At 35.2% G+C, this 15,075-nt stretch carries 11 protein-coding genes; 2 read left to right on the top strand and 9 right to left on the bottom strand.

Features of this window, described 5'->3' with window-relative positions; genetic code table 11:
- Window positions 1–3 precede the first annotated feature (3 nt).
- The gene (locus BLT57_RS02000; protein ID WP_091421512.1) at window positions 4–1,326 is read right to left on the bottom strand and encodes a pitrilysin family protein; all 1,323 of its coding nucleotides are present in this window, start codon (window positions 1,324–1,326) and stop codon (window positions 4–6) included.
- Window positions 1,327–1,671: 345 nt separating this feature from the next.
- Between BLT57_RS02000 and rplU the strand changes: the two genes are divergently transcribed.
- Both rplU and rpmA read left to right on the top strand, forming a co-directional pair.
- Window positions 1,672–2,208, top strand: a complete 537-nt coding sequence (gene rplU / locus BLT57_RS01995; RefSeq protein WP_091421511.1) for a 50S ribosomal protein L21 — start codon at window positions 1,672–1,674, stop codon at window positions 2,206–2,208.
- A 27-nt stretch (window positions 2,209–2,235) separates the two neighbouring features.
- A complete protein-coding gene (rpmA, locus tag BLT57_RS01990; RefSeq protein ID WP_091421505.1) occupies window positions 2,236–2,496 on the top strand; it encodes a 50S ribosomal protein L27 in 261 nt (86 codons plus the stop codon).
- 67 nt (window positions 2,497–2,563) lie between these two features.
- Here the strand turns inward: rpmA and BLT57_RS01985 are convergent, their stop codons facing one another.
- From BLT57_RS01985 to BLT57_RS01950, 8 genes are all read right to left on the bottom strand, one after another.
- Window positions 2,564–4,333: a DNA mismatch repair protein MutS gene (locus BLT57_RS01985; protein WP_091421502.1), complete on the bottom strand. Its 1,770-nt coding sequence runs from the start codon at window positions 4,331–4,333 to the stop codon at window positions 2,564–2,566.
- Window positions 4,334–4,417: 84 nt separating this feature from the next.
- On the bottom strand, window positions 4,418–5,164 hold the full coding sequence (locus BLT57_RS01980) for a succinate dehydrogenase/fumarate reductase iron-sulfur subunit (RefSeq protein ID WP_091421498.1): 747 nt from the start codon (window positions 5,162–5,164) through the stop codon (window positions 4,418–4,420).
- 12 nt (window positions 5,165–5,176) lie between these two features.
- Window positions 5,177–7,174, bottom strand: a complete 1,998-nt coding sequence (locus BLT57_RS01975) for a fumarate reductase/succinate dehydrogenase flavoprotein subunit (protein ID WP_091421493.1) — start codon at window positions 7,172–7,174, stop codon at window positions 5,177–5,179.
- Window positions 7,175–7,188: 14 nt separating this feature from the next.
- Window positions 7,189–7,866, bottom strand: a complete 678-nt coding sequence (locus tag BLT57_RS01970; protein WP_091421489.1) for a succinate dehydrogenase cytochrome b subunit — start codon at window positions 7,864–7,866, stop codon at window positions 7,189–7,191.
- A gap of 96 nt (window positions 7,867–7,962) precedes the next feature.
- Window positions 7,963–9,198, bottom strand: coding sequence for a hypothetical protein (locus tag BLT57_RS01965; RefSeq protein ID WP_091421486.1), 1,236 nt, complete (start codon window positions 9,196–9,198; stop codon window positions 7,963–7,965).
- Between the two features lie 183 nt (window positions 9,199–9,381).
- On the bottom strand, window positions 9,382–10,257 hold the full coding sequence (locus tag BLT57_RS01960; RefSeq protein ID WP_091421485.1) for a hypothetical protein: 876 nt from the start codon (window positions 10,255–10,257) through the stop codon (window positions 9,382–9,384).
- A gap of 35 nt (window positions 10,258–10,292) precedes the next feature.
- On the bottom strand, window positions 10,293–13,130 hold the full coding sequence (locus BLT57_RS01955; protein ID WP_091421483.1) for an exo-alpha-sialidase: 2,838 nt from the start codon (window positions 13,128–13,130) through the stop codon (window positions 10,293–10,295).
- Between the two features lie 120 nt (window positions 13,131–13,250).
- Window positions 13,251–15,017 (bottom strand): T9SS type A sorting domain-containing protein, encoded by a 1,767-nt coding sequence (locus BLT57_RS01950; protein WP_091421480.1) that lies wholly within the window; start codon window positions 15,015–15,017, stop codon window positions 13,251–13,253.
- Window positions 15,018–15,075: the final 58 nt, after the last annotated feature.

Raw genomic sequence — 15,075 nt, 5'->3', positions numbered from 1 at the left:
TTTTTAGTTTTCCTTTTTTTCTTCTGGTAAATACTCTAATAATAACCTTTGATTCGGATTTAAGTATTTTTTAGCAACAGCTTGAATCTCTTCTCTACTAATAGATCTATAGATATCGATTTCGTTGTTTATCAAGTTCACATCACCATATAACATGTAATATCTAGCTAACGAATTTGCAATTCCAGAAACACTTGAATTAGAGTTTACAAATCGGTTTTCAAAAACATTCTGAAGTTTTTCATAATCTCTTTCTGAAATTAATTCATTCTGAAGTTTCACAATTTCTTCATCAATTTCTTTAACTAAATCTTCTAATTTTACATCACCTAATGGTAATCCGAATAAAATATACGTTCCATAATCTTCTTGACTAAAATCTAACGCACCAACTTGTAATGCCATTTTTTTCTCATCTACAATTTTCTTGTATAGTTTAGAAGATTTACCACCACTTAGATAACTTGAAATCATTCCTAACACATAAGCATCTCTATCTTTAAAAGAAGGTGTTCTATAAGCCGCCATAATTGCTGGAATTTGGATATTAGGGTCATATGCTTTTGCAAACATTGGCTCGGTAATAGGATCTTCTTTAGGGAAACTTCTTACGATATCTTTACCTCTTGGAATTGGACCAAAATAATCTTGAACCATTCTTTTAACATCAGTTTTGTTGATGTCTCCAGCGACAACTAGAACAGCATTATTTGGCACATAATATTTTTTGTTAAAAGCTTGAAACTCTTCGAGAGTTGCAGCATCTAAATGTTCCATTTTACCAATAGTAGTTCCTTTATAGGGATGTTTTTTAAACATATTTAGTTTTATGTTTTCTAAAAATCTACCATATGGGCTATTGTCTACACGCAATCTTTTTTCTTCTTTAACGACTTCGTTTTGAGTATCAACACCTATTTGATTTATGATAGGGTGCATTAAACGTTCAGATTCCATCCATAATCCCAATTCTACATTGTTGGAAGGAAATACTTCATAATAGTACGTTCTATCATCTGTAGTATTGGCATTGTTGCTTCCACCATTCGACGATACAATAGTAAACCACTCGCCTCTAGCAATGTTTTCAGTACCTTCAAATAATAAATGCTCGAAAAAGTGAGCAAATCCTGTGCGCTGTGGATTTTCATCCTTCGCGCCTACATGGTACATGACTGATACTGTGACTACTGGAGCTGTGTTGTCCTGATGTAAGATAACATGCATTCCGTTATCTAAGTCAAATTCTTCAAATTCAACTTTTTGAGCATTGGCAGAAAAACCAACCAGCATCAAAGAAGCTAAAATTAACAAGCATTTTTTCATAGTGATTTTGTTTTAAATTAATTGTGTGTTCTGTATTTCAGTTTTATTTTTTATAAGTGTAGCCTTGTATGAAAATGTTACACCCTAGCTACAAAAATAAGGAATAACTAGGCTTTTTTTAATATTTTTTTAGCAAAAATAATTCCAAAAGAATGAATTATTTGTTAAAGGCAGTTTTGTAATTTAATTTGTCAAATTTATAAGACGGATTGTAAAAACCCTGAGATTCTTAATCAAAATTTTTAAATCGTTTGTAGATTAATGAATTAGAATGTATATTTGCACCCGCTTTCTGAAGAGATAGCAGAGATTTTTAATCAAATAATTAATAAAAACGTTACGCTAATGTACGCAATTGTAGAGATAGCAGGGCATCAATTTAAAGTTGAAAAAGACCAAAAAGTTTTTGTTAACCGTTTAGCAACAGAAGAAGGTAAGAAAGTTTCTTTCGATAACGTTCTTTTAATTGGCGATGGTAACAATGTAACTTTAGGCGCCCCAGCTATAGACGGAGCACAGGTAAGTGCTAAAGTCTTAAAGCACCTTAAAGGTGATAAAGTGATAGTTTTCAAAAAGAAAAGAAGAAAAGGTTATCGTGTAAAAAATGGACACAGACAATCTTTATCTGAAATCGTAATTGAAAGTATTGTCGCTTCAGGAGCTAAGAAAGCAACTCCAGCTAAAGCTGAGAAAGCTGCTCCGAAAAAAGAAACTAAAAAAGTAGAACCTAAAGCAGAAGCTAAGCCAGCTGCAAAAGTTAAAGAGGGAACTCAAGACTTAAGTAAAATGACTGTTGCTCAGTTAAAAGAGATGGCTAAGGCAAAAGGAATTGAAGGTATTTCTTCTATGAAGAAAGCTGATTTAATTGCTGCTTTAAGTTAATTATTAACAATATAAAACCTTAAGACAATGGCTCATAAAAAAGGAGTAGGTAGTTCTAAAAATGGTAGAGAATCAGAATCGAAACGCTTAGGTGTAAAGATTTTTGGTGGACAAGCTGCTATAGCTGGAAATATTCTCGTAAGACAAAGAGGTAATACGCATCACCCAGGTGAAAATGTGTATGGCGGAAAAGACCACACTTTACATGCGAAAGTTGATGGTTTAGTAAAATTTACAAAGAAAAAAGACGGGAAGTCTTTTGTTTCTATTGAGCCTTTTGAAGCTTAATTGAATAAATTCTTAGAATTTTATCTCAAAATATTAAAACCCATTCTAGTTAGAATGGGTTTTTTATTTACACAATTTTCATTTTCTTCAACAAAAAGCTGGCGTTCATATTTTGGCAAATGCCTTTTTTGAATTTGTAATCAAAATACAATTCATCATTAACGATTTCGGCATCAAAATAATAGTTCTTAACAACATCCAGTTCCTCAGATATTTCACAAAGACTTAAATCATGAGTGGCAATAATTCCGGTCGCATGACCAGCAACTAATTTCTTAACAAATTTTCGGGAGCCGATGGCTTTATCTGTGCTATTAGTTCCTTTTAAAATTTCATCTAGAATGATAAAATAAGGTTCCTTGTCAATGGCATCGACAATAAATTTTAGTCTTGTGAGTTCTGAAAAGAAATAACTACTATCGTCAGTTAGTGAATCACTTGTACGCATACTTGTTATGAGTTTTACAGGGGAATATGAACTTGACTTAGCACATACCGGTAGACCAACATTAGCCATCACAATATGTAAAGACACAGTTCTGAGAAAAGTACTTTTACCAGCCATATTAGCTCCTGTTACAATAAAGAACTCTTGATTGTTAATAATGAGATCACTAGTAATCCGTTTTTCTGCTTTTAATAAAGGATGTCCTAATTGTTTAGCAGTAATAACTCCGGTTACTTCAGAAATCTTTGGAAACACGTATGTTTGATGGTTGAAAGCATATGTGCCTAAACTATTATAGGCATCAAAAAAGGAAACCACTTCAAACCAGTCGTCAACTTTATGTGCGTATTTTAAAATCCACTGTTCTATTTTATATGCATTTTTGATATCTGACAGTAAATAACCATTACCAAAAATTGCTGAAATGAGATTATTTCTATTGTCTAATGCATCTAAATGCTTTGAAAATTCGGAGAAAATAGCAGATGCTTCTTTATGTTCTGATTGAATTTGTTGTTGTTTTTTTTGAAGTAATTTTGATTTAAAACGTTTAGTTTCAATTTGTAACAGTAAAGCCGCGTATTGCTTGAAAGTGTCTTTAGTTTTATCGGAATTGGAAGCCAATATATTAATTTTTTTCAAGTATGTGGCAGTTATTGCCAGACCTACGAAAAGCCAGTAACCAAATATTCTAATGTCTAAGATATTGAATATAGCTAAGCTTAATAAACTCACAGAAATAAATGTAAATAACCATGGTACCCATTTCATTTGTTTAGGAATAAACGATTGATGAGTTTTAAGCCAATTGATAATCTGAGGTGCTGGTGTTTCTGTTGCAATCAAGCTGGCAGTAGCTGCATAGTTTTGAATCCATTTAACTTCTTCTGATAATTCTTGAATTGCTTCTTGCCGTTTCTTAATATTTGAGATGTTATTGGCTTTAAGTGCATCAGCTAATTTTTGTTGGCCTTCGGAAGAATTCGTTCGATTTATATATTGAAAGAAGGACCCTTTTCCAAAGAGATCAATATCTAAACTATAAAAGTGTTTAGGGTCTTGAAATTGTGAACCTGAAGTTCTATGATGAAAATTTCCCGAAGCAATTTTTAACTCTTCCTCGTTGATTATAACTAAAGCCTTATGAAGTTCTCGTTTGGATTTTACATCAGTATATTTCGAGAGAAAGTAAACAAAAACAGTTAGTCCAATAAGTCCGCAAATTGATGCCATTTGCCAATTTGGAAGCGAGAAATAGATTGCAAAGCTAGTAGATATAAAAACTAGTATTCGCAAGGTACTTAGAAGTAATATTCGTTTTTGAAGGGAAGCAACTTCTGTGCTATGTTTTTCTAATGCTTGATTATAAAATGCAGTTGGATTTATCATGTTTTGATTTAAACTATAAAGAAACAAAAAATCCCAAGATTGCTCTTGAGATTTTCTAATATATTAGTTACTAAAGTTTTCAGTTTATCCTTTCAAACTGGCTTTTAAATATTCTCGATTCATACGAGCAATGTTTTCTAAAGAAATTCCTTTAGGACATTCCACCTCACAGGCTCCTGTATTGGTGCAGTTTCCAAAACCTTCTTCATCCATTTGTTTGACCATGTTTAATACACGATCTGTAGCTTCAACTTGTCCTTGCGGTAGCAGTGCAAACTGAGAGACTTTAGCCCCAACAAATAACATAGCACTAGAATTCTTACAAGAAGCTACACAGGCACCACAACCAATACAGGTTGCTGCGTCAAAAGCATTGTCGGCATGCTCTTTTTCAATCGGAATTGCATTAGCGTCTTGAGTGTTACCCGAGGTATTTACTGAAATAAATCCTCCAGCTTGCTGGATTCTATCAAATGCACTTCTATCTACAATCAGATCTTTAACAACAGGGAATGCTTTTGCTCTCCAAGGTTCTATATAAATGGTGTCACCATCGTTAAAACTACGCATGTGTAATTGGCACGCTGTAATTTTTGTTTGTGGTCCGTGCGCTCTTCCGTTTATATATAGGGAGCAAGTTCCACAGATCCCTTCTCTACAATCATGATCAAATGCTACTGGTTCTTCTCCTTTTTCTATTAATTCTTGATTTAGTATATCTAGCATTTCTAAAAATGACATATCCGGTGACACATCACTTAGATTATAATCAACCATTTTTCCTTTATCACCAGCGTTTTTTTGACGCCATATTTTCAATGTTAAATTCATCATAGCTCTTTTTTATTTGTAACTTCTCTCTTTTACTTCAATATTCTCATAGGCTAATGCTTCTTTATGATGGACTGCCTCACTTGGTTGTCCTTTGTATTCCCAAGCAGACACATATTGGTACTCAGGTCTTCTTAAGGCTTCACCAGTTTCTGTTTGATATTCATCTCTAAAATGTCCCCCAGCAGATTCTTCGCGTTCTAAAGCGTCTTTAGCAAATAATTCGCCTAATTCTAAGAAATCTGCAACACGTGCTGCTTTAGCTAACTCTTCATTATATTCGTTCTCTTTTCCAGGAACAAAAACATCTTTATAGAATTCTTCTCTGAGTTCTGCGATTTCAGTAATGGCTGATTTTAAATCTTTAGCATTACGAGCCATTCCGCATTTGTTCCACATAATCTTACCAAGACGTTTATGGAAATAATCTACAGATTTTGTCCCTTTATTATTGATTAATTTATCAATACTAATTCGAACATTTTTCTCTGCCTCATCAAACTCTTTTGAGTCAGTTGGAATTGTTCCAGTTCTAATATCATCGGCTAAATAATCACCAATAGTATAAGGCAATACGAAATACCCATCGGCTAAACCTTGCATTAATGCTGAAGCTCCTAAGCGGTTTGCCCCATGATCAGAAAAGTTTGCTTCACCGATAGCATATAATCCAGGTACATTAGTCATTAAGTTATAATCTACCCAAAGCCCTCCCATTGTATAGTGAACTGCAGGATAAATCATCATCGGTGTTTCGTAAGGATTTTGATCTACGATTTTCTCATACATCTGGAATAAGTTTCCATATTTGTTGGCAATGACTTCTTTTCCAAGTTTCTGAACCAACGCAGTATCATCTTCATTTAAACCTTTCACGTGTGCTTGTTCTTTTCCGTAGCGTTCAATGGCAGCAGAAAAATCTAAATAAACAGCCTCACCTGTTTGGTTTACACCATATCCAGCATCACAACGTTCTTTGGCAGCTCTTGAAGCCACATCTCGTGGTACTAAATTACCAAACGCCGGATAGCGACGCTCTAAGTAATAATCTCTATCGTCTTCAGCGAGTTGTGTTGGCTTTAAACTTCCATTTCTAATCGCTTCGACGTCTTTCATATGTTTTGGTACCCAAATACGTCCATCATTTCTTAATGACTCAGACATTAACGTGAGTTTAGACTGATGATCGCCAGAAACAGGAATACAAGTTGGGTGAATTTGTGTATAACAAGGATTTGCAAAGAAAGCGCCACGCTTATGTGCTTTCCATGCAGCAGTCACGTTACTTCCCATGGCATAGGTAGATAAGTAGAATGCATTACCATAACCACCAGTTCCTAATACAACAGCATGAGCTGAATGTCGTTCTATTTCCCCAGTTACCAAATCGCGTGCAATGATTCCTCTTGCTTTTCCATCTACAACAACCACATCAAGCATTTCATGACGTGTGTACATTTTTATTTTTCCACGACCAATTTGACGATTCATGGCAGAATAAGCACCAAGCAATAATTGTTGACCAGTTTGACCTTTAGCATAAAATGTTCTAGATACTAATACACCGCCAAAAGAACGGTTATCTAAAAGACCTCCATATTCTCTCGCGAAAGGAACACCCTGAGCAACACATTGGTCAATAATGTTCGTTGATACTTCTGCTAAGCGATATACATTTGCTTCTCTAGATCTGTAATCACCACCTTTTACAGTATCATAAAATAAACGGTAGGTTGAGTCACCATCACCTTGATAGTTCTTTGCCGCATTAATTCCTCCCTGAGCTGCAATTGAATGTGCACGTCTTGGAGAATCTTGAAAACAAAATGCTTTTACGTTATAGCCTAATTCGGCTAATGTGGCCGCAGCAGATCCGCCTGCTAAACCCGTACCAACAATTATAATGTCAATTAAACGTTTGTTAGCTGGATTAACCAGATTAATATCGTTTTTATATTTCGTCCACTTTTCAGCTAGTGGTCCTTTAGGTATTTTAGAATCTAAAGCCATATTTAGATGTGTTTTTAGTGATTAAAATAATGGAATAGCGCAATGAAAATAAATCCCAATGGGACACCAATTGAATAGACGTTCCCAAATCCTTTTAATCCCTTTGTGTATTTATTATTTGCTCCAACAGATTGGAACGAAGAATTAAAACCATGCAATAGATGTAGTGCCAAGAATACAAAGCCTAAGCAATATAATGCCACTCTCCAAATAGGTTCGAATTTATGCACGAGTTCTTCATAATACCTATAGCCTTCGCCATCTACAAGTAATCCAGACATATCACCAACGATATACTTTGTATTAATTTCTGGAATCCAAAAATCGATGAAGTGGATAATTAAGAATACCAGAATAAAGCCTCCACTCCAGATCATATTTCTACTGATCCACGTTGAATTATTGGATGGACTATTTTGAGCATAGCCAACAGCACGTGCTCTATTGTTTTTGATTTCTAGAACAAAGCCCATAACAAAATGAAAAATGACACCGAAAATAAGAACCGGTTGAAGTGCAAATTGCACCAAAGGATTAGTTCCCATAAAGTGCGATACTTCGTTAAAAGTGTCTGGGTTGATAACTGAAAGGATGTTAATTAAAAAATGCTGTAAAATGAAAACCATTAGGAAGAGTGCCGAAAGTGCCATGGCTATCTTTCTTCCAATCGACGAATTTAAAATTCCGCTCATTATAATTGTAGTTAATTATTTCTTCCACAAAGATAAGATTCGAGCGAGTCCTCAGCAAATTTTAAGACTTAAAATGATTATTTAGAATGGATTTAATTAAAAGTTGAATCTAGGATTTACTATCGAATTATAAATAGATCCAAATTGGTAGCTAAAACCGACACTTACAAAATAATTATAGCCGGATTGTAATTGTTGTTGTTGTAATAATAATTCTTCAAGCGAAATATCACCTGCTGGGAGATTAATTTGATCTCTGGTTATTCTATAGTTACCTCCAACATTAAAATTAAATCCTTTAAATACACGAATATTTGCACCAAGAAAGAACCCGAATGATTGCAAGGAAGTATCATTCAAATATTGATTAAAAGAGGCTTCTCCGTTTATATTTCCCCATTCCTGACGAACACTACCACCTAATAAAAAGGAATGCTGAAATAAGAGCTCTTTTTCCTCTGCAAAAACAGTGCGTTCAATATAATCGTTAAAAACCAAACCGTTTCTGTACGATAGAATGAGCTGTTTTTTGGCCGAGTCTTCATATTTAAAAAAATTGTATTCTATCGCAGGTCTCAATCTCCAAAACAAGTCATAATTACTAAAGGTAGAAGTGCCTATATTGCCAAAGAGACCATATGACCAATGATCGTTAATACTTAGTACGTCACTTATATTAAGTGATTTGTTATTATTGATTGCGACTATATCTTCACCATCAAAAGTAAAAGTCGATTTGTTTTCACTGAAACCAACCCTAAAGAAGAATTTGTTTTTTTCGGTTACTCGTCTTGCGGAAACATTAAAATTTAAGTTACTAGAATTATTAGATTCTTGGCCATCAAAAAACCCATTTGCACCAAAACGAAATACCCAATAATTCCATGGATCCTTTACTGTTGAGTTTTCAGATTCGGTTTCTGGTCCTGGGACATCTACTGAAACATTAGCCAAGTTGCCATTGGCTATCCAAAACCTTACCAGACCTAGTTTTATATATTCCATGGTTCGGTTTCTAACATCGTCTCGTGTCATGTTAGAATCTGTTGAAAACTGTAACTTGTAATTGATGTTCTCAAATTCATTTTTACCTATAAAATCAATATCGTACTGTCTTCCGCCGCTCCCATTTCGTTGTGTCACAAAAAACAAGTGAACATCACTTAAATCCTGATCTCTGACAAATTGAACATTCCCAAGATTTTGTCTAAGAAATGTATTGTCACAGATATTGCAATCGACAAATATTTTGAGATCATTATTCGATTCTTCTTGAGAAAAGGCATAAGAGGATAAGAATAATGCTAAGAGTAAAAGAGCGGACTTTAGCATGGTGTAATTTAGTTAGATTTAAAAAAGGGTCTCTTAATTTTTTTTAGATGGCCAAGAGGTGCTAATTTTTTATTTAATTCATGGTAAAACTAATGGTATATTCTTTAGAACATGTCAAAAAAATGTGAAAGAAATGTGAATAGTTTTAATCAAGCATACCTATTTTATTGGTAACGTTAAAATTTAAGGACTGTTTGAAACTAATGGTATTAATCCGCGAAGTCCCATATCAACCACTTGTTCGCCAACTTCTGGTTCATATTTACCATCGGCATTAACCTCGGTCCATTCAAAACTATCGTTAATAGAAAATGAAAGGGTCACAGTAATGTCTTGTGTTTCATTTCCGGTAATTGTAAAACCATTTTCAAATTCTCCAGTCACAACACAGGATCCCTGTGGGATTGGAGAAGTGGCAAATAAAGGGTTAGATACTGTGGTTGCGCCTTCGGGCGCCTGACCTTGCGTTGTAAAACCTAAGGCTTCAAATACCCAAAAACCTTGTTCCTTGTTGGCATTGACATCAATGATGTTTCCGTTCAGATTAAAAGAAGTGATATATGAATTGTATCCAACAAAACTTCCTAAGGTACCAGAAATATCAAGGCCATTGACACGTAAATCAATACCGCCTTCTTGATAAGCTAAAGACACCCTTACCCATTCATAATTTCCGATAGAAACCTCTGATAGAGGTACAATTAAAAATGTGTCATTATTTCCTGCAAAAACAGCATTTTGGAAATTGATAGCCTGTGTGCCTCCATCTGTGGTTTCATCACCTTCAAATATGACTTCACCTGTTCCTAAAGCCGTTGTAGCAGATGGCGCAAATTCTATGTAGTTGGCACTCATGCGATTTATTGTTGGTGTTTGGGCAGCATTACCAATCGGTACGGAGACAGGTTGACCGAGATTTCCTAATCGCTCCTGATCTGGATCAAATTTTAATTTAATGATTAAGTTAGGGCTATTCAGTGGTGGATTATCGGTAGAATTATCACTACACGACAATAACATACTAAAAATGAATAGAGCACTATATCTATAGACGTTCATTGATGATTTTTTAATAAAACTTATAAAAATCCTTTTTATTTTACGTCAAACGTTGTTTTTTCATCCCCTACTTGTATCGTATAGGTTCCTTTGGGTACATAATACCTACCGTTTTTAGCTTTGTTAATATCAATGCTTGTATTGTTTTTGAGCAATGCTTTTCGTCCCTTTTCCGTGAGTGTTAAATCATAGGCTGTATAGTTAAACCCTTTATCTGCTTTAATTTTCATTTCATTTAGCAAATCTCCATTTTCTGAGAATACTTTAATGGTTTTTTCGCCTGAAGCATTCGTGTAGAAGGTAATATCTACTTGAGGTTCGAAAGCATCAAACCATTTGCTCCAACTACTTCCCCAACGGGATGAATACCTTGTATTATTTACTTTGAATAAGGTGATCGATTTTGAACGCATATCATCATTCATTTGTTGTAATGGTGTAATATCCGTTTTATAGATACTTCTGCCATGAGTTCCTAACAATAGATGCTTTGCCTCTGGCTGAATTACGATATCGTGAATAGCTACGTTAGGGAGTCCTTTGCTAAAAACTTCCCAGTTTTGCCCACGATTGAAAGATATGTAAGCACCATTATCGGTTCCCAAATACAAAATGTTTTCATTTTCAGAATCCTCTCGAATTACATTTACAGGAGATGCCGGAATATTACCACTTATATCAATCCAGGTATTTCCATAGTCATCACTCATGTATGCATATACTTTAAAATCATCCCATCGATAGCCATTAAGAGTCACATACACACGTTCTTTTTGATGTTCTGAAGCCACGACGCGACTGACCCAAAGGTCTTTAGGTAGGGATGCTGAAATAGGAGTCCAACTTGCACCAGCATTTTTTGTCAATGCCACAACGCCATCGTCACTTCCAGTATAAATTAATCCAAATTGAAATGGAGATTCACTAATAGCACTTAGCGTACCATAAGCGACATTTCCTTTTCTTCCTCCATTGGTTAGGTCTTCACTAATGGCCGTCCAATCATTACCTTGATTCATAGAACGCATTAATTTGTTGCCTCCTAAATACAAAATATCTTGATTGTGCGGTGACAATAAAATTGGTGTTTGCCAATTAAAACGATATGGTGTTTCGCCTAACTCATGCTTGGGTTGAATGTAAGTTTGTTCTTCGGTTTCGAGATTCAATCTGAAGTAATTTCCAAATTGAAAACCGGTATATACAATGTTGTTATCTCTGCTATCAATTTGAACTTGCATGCCGTCACCACCCATTATACTTTTCCAAGGATATTGACCGCTCTGATGCCAACTTTTATTTTCTCTAGACGTGTGAGCTCCAACCCACACACCATTATCTTGTAAGCCACCATAGACGTTATATGGTTTCGCATTGTCGACATTAATGGCGTAAAATTGACCCACAGAAGGGGCGTTATTTTTAATCCAGTTCTCACCGTCATCATAGGTGATATTTACACCACCATCGTTTCCATTAATTAAATGATTCGGATTTTTGGGATTGATCCAAAGGGCATGATGATCGGCATGCACGTTCTCGGCACTAATAGACTTAAAAGTGTTCCCTCCATCTTTAGATTTTACGATAGGCACACCATAGATATATAAATGATCTGCATTATTAGGTGCAACATAGATATGTCCAAAATAGTAACCGTAACTATAGTAGATATCATCTAGGTAATCGGAATGTGTTTTTTTCCAGCTCATTCCGCCATCGATACTTTTATACACTTCAATTCCAATTACTGGTGTATCAAAGAGCATAGAATTAGCATCTTCCAAATACTTTGAAAGGTCAATAGGCTTCACATTTCCGCTACGAACCATTTGTTTGACATTGTCTGCGCGATATTTTTCTTGAAACCCATTCATTTTTAAATAGGCATTTAGCTTTTTATTATCTAGTGCTAAAAAGTCGGAAGTAGACATGGTTTTAAAGTCTTCTTTTGTCAACATATTTGTCGGTTCTTTTTTCTCTTCGGAAGCTCTTCGGAATTGACTATCGTGTACCGCATAAACGATATTGTTATCGTATACTGCCAGTCCAATTCTACCAACACCTTGACCCGTAGGAAAGCCGCTGTTATCTATGGATACTTTAGCCCATGAGTCACCTGCATCAGTACTTTTATAAATAGCTGAATTATTACCGCTACCATCAAAATTCCAGGCTTTTCTGTCTTTGGTCCATGATGACGCAAACATCAAATTAAAGTTGTTTGGATTGGTTTGAAGGTCAATAATACCGCTCATCTCATCTACAAATAATTTTTGCGACCATGTCTTTCCGCCATCAGTAGTTTTATAAATACCGCGTTCTTGATTTGGCGAATATAAATGGCCCGTCACACCTACTACTACTTCATCTGGATTATTTGGATTAATAAGAATACGACCAATATGGTGAGAATCTATAAGTCCCATATTTTGCCAGGTTTTCCCATTATCTGTAGATTTTAAAATACCAATACCAGCATAACTTGAGCGTGATGAATTGTTTTCTCCTGTGCCAACCCAAATAGTTCGATTGTTCCAATCTACTGCAATATCGCCAACATTTTGTGTCGGCGACGAATCTAATATGGGGTTAAATGTTGTCCCGTTATTTACAGTGTGCCATACACCTCCAGACGCATAACCTACATAGAATTCTGTTGGATTATCAGGATTGACTGCTAAATCAACTACACGGCCACTCATCACGGTAGGACCAATATTTTCAAAAGCTACATTTTTAACTAAAGAGGTTGTGGTGAATTGTTGTTTTTGAAGGAGTGCTTCTTCGATGATTGTTGATGAGGTCGCAGTTTGTTGTGCAATACTTACGGCAGAGACTAAAAAGAAGAAATAACAAATTTGTTTAAACATAATGGTTGGTTTTTTAGAACTCTAAAGATAACAAATATAGATGAGGAGAGTTTCGTTATAAAATGAAAAAAGGTGTCTTTTTAAAAAGACACCTTTTAAAATGATATTGTAATGATGTTTTTATTCTACAATAAACTTTTTACTTGTACTGGCATTGTCAGTATCAAGTTTGATAAAATAAACGCCGGTATTAAGTTGGCTGATGTTGATCTGGTTTAGACTTCCCGAGTTACTTAAATCTTGTCTAAGAACTAGTCTGCCTCGCACATCATATATTGTTGCTTGATCTAATTGTATTGCTGCACCACTTAAAATATTTAAATTGTTTTTTGCTGGGTTAGGATAAATAGAGATGTTTTCAGCAAGGAAATTATCATCTACACTTAGGTTTGAACAAGACGAGAAGGTCATCGCGTCTTCTCCACAAACAGGAGAATTTATGTTTCTTACCATCACGTCGTTGGCTCCGCCTAAATCACTATCACTCAAGTTTCGGTTGTTTTGACCAGGGCCAACTGCAAAATGCATGATAGCTCCCGGATCGATGATGTGTGCTAATTGATGTGCATGTCCAAGTTCATGAACTGCAACTGTTTCGAAGTCAACTTGCGATCCTACTGCAGGGTTAGGGCCAAATTGCCAATTGGTAGTGTCGTTAAAAACAATATCCAACTCAGTTACAAATACATCTAAACCTCCAGGAGATGTTGAACCACAAGCTCCAAATCTTGATGTATTTCTTCCTAAAACACCTCCAGGTAATTCGCCAGCATTATCAAATCTAATAATATTTATACCATCTGCGGCAACAACATCAACGGTTGTTACGGCACCAATATCCCAATTAATACCTGTTGTGCAAGACCATGTTTCAAAGGCTCTAATAAAAGAGGCGTTCGCGGCAGTATTGCCATCAAAGTCAGTATGCATTTGCCAAGTATAACCTCCTAATCCATTAACATCTACATGTTGTGACGGGAAGTCAAACGTTCCGTTACTAGGATTGATTTGAGAATAAAACACTTCAAGATTATCGATAGATATAGCTGTACCACCAGAAAATGGTTGTACTCTAATATCACCAGTTCCTGCTCTTGACGGAACTTCAACTACAATCACTGTATCTGACCAACTAACGGTTTGAGTTGGCAGTGCATCATAATATTGTGAACCACCAAAATTCGCATCTCTAAAGCCAATAACTCCTGGAATAGTTCCAAAACCAAAACCATTAATGGTAAGTTGGTCTTTTACACCTCCATTTACCGTAGCGGGTGTAAAGCCAGTAATAACAACCGCGCCAGCAACATCCCTATTAGCGTTAATGGCATTGACATCAAATTCTGAAATTTCAACTGGAGCACTATTAGTTAAACCTTGAAGTTCATTATAAAAGTTTTCCGTGATATTTTGTTTCGTCTGAAACGGATTATATGCCGTATTGGTAGTTAAATCATATTTATAAAATCCTTGTACTGAAGAAAATGGTTTATACTTTGTTTGTGCACTACCATTGCTTATAGTTACAGAGTTTGCGTGTAACATAAATACACCAATATCTCCAATATTTAAAGATAGACTAGGTGTTACAACTTCAGATTGTAAGCCTACGGTACCACCTGGAGTTATCACTTCAACAATTTCTGCCAAAGATTGACCTTTAAACACTTTATAAACTTCGACCGTATTAACAGTGTATATATTCATTTGGTTATCGTCCCAAAAGGAGGCTTTAGAAATCACCTTACCTTCAACAATTTGTGATGACGATTGCACCTGACTAGTTAATGGAACTTCATACAAGAATTCTTGAGCTCCTGAAACTCTTGTAATACCGATAACAAAACATAAGGTTAATATTAAGGTAGAGAATGTAATTTTTTTCATAGTCTAGATTTGAAAAGATTTTTATTATTTGCTTTTGCGCTAACAAATATAACGATTT

The sequence above is a fragment of the Formosa sp. Hel1_31_208 genome (genome assembly GCF_900104785.1).
Lineage (GTDB): Bacteria > Bacteroidota > Bacteroidia > Flavobacteriales > Flavobacteriaceae > Psychroserpens.
Note: the sequence above shows the minus strand (reverse complement) of the source record. Positions and strands in the feature narration are given on the sequence as shown.

Coding starts and splice junctions, on each gene's coding strand:
- BLT57_RS02000 (WP_091421512.1), bottom strand. CDS start 1,326: ATGAAAAAATGCTTGTTAATTTTAGCTTCTTTGATGCTGGTTGGTTTT.
- rplU (WP_091421511.1), top strand. CDS start 1,672: ATGTACGCAATTGTAGAGATAGCAGGGCATCAATTTAAAGTTGAAAAA.
- rpmA (WP_091421505.1), top strand. CDS start 2,236: ATGGCTCATAAAAAAGGAGTAGGTAGTTCTAAAAATGGTAGAGAATCA.
- BLT57_RS01985 (WP_091421502.1), bottom strand. CDS start 4,333: ATGATAAATCCAACTGCATTTTATAATCAAGCATTAGAAAAACATAGC.
- BLT57_RS01980 (WP_091421498.1), bottom strand. CDS start 5,164: ATGAATTTAACATTGAAAATATGGCGTCAAAAAAACGCTGGTGATAAA.
- BLT57_RS01975 (WP_091421493.1), bottom strand. CDS start 7,174: ATGGCTTTAGATTCTAAAATACCTAAAGGACCACTAGCTGAAAAGTGG.
- BLT57_RS01970 (WP_091421489.1), bottom strand. CDS start 7,866: ATGAGCGGAATTTTAAATTCGTCGATTGGAAGAAAGATAGCCATGGCA.
- BLT57_RS01965 (WP_091421486.1), bottom strand. CDS start 9,198: ATGCTAAAGTCCGCTCTTTTACTCTTAGCATTATTCTTATCCTCTTAT.
- BLT57_RS01960 (WP_091421485.1), bottom strand. CDS start 10,257: ATGAACGTCTATAGATATAGTGCTCTATTCATTTTTAGTATGTTATTG.
- BLT57_RS01955 (WP_091421483.1), bottom strand. CDS start 13,130: ATGTTTAAACAAATTTGTTATTTCTTCTTTTTAGTCTCTGCCGTAAGT.
- BLT57_RS01950 (WP_091421480.1), bottom strand. CDS start 15,017: ATGAAAAAAATTACATTCTCTACCTTAATATTAACCTTATGTTTTGTT.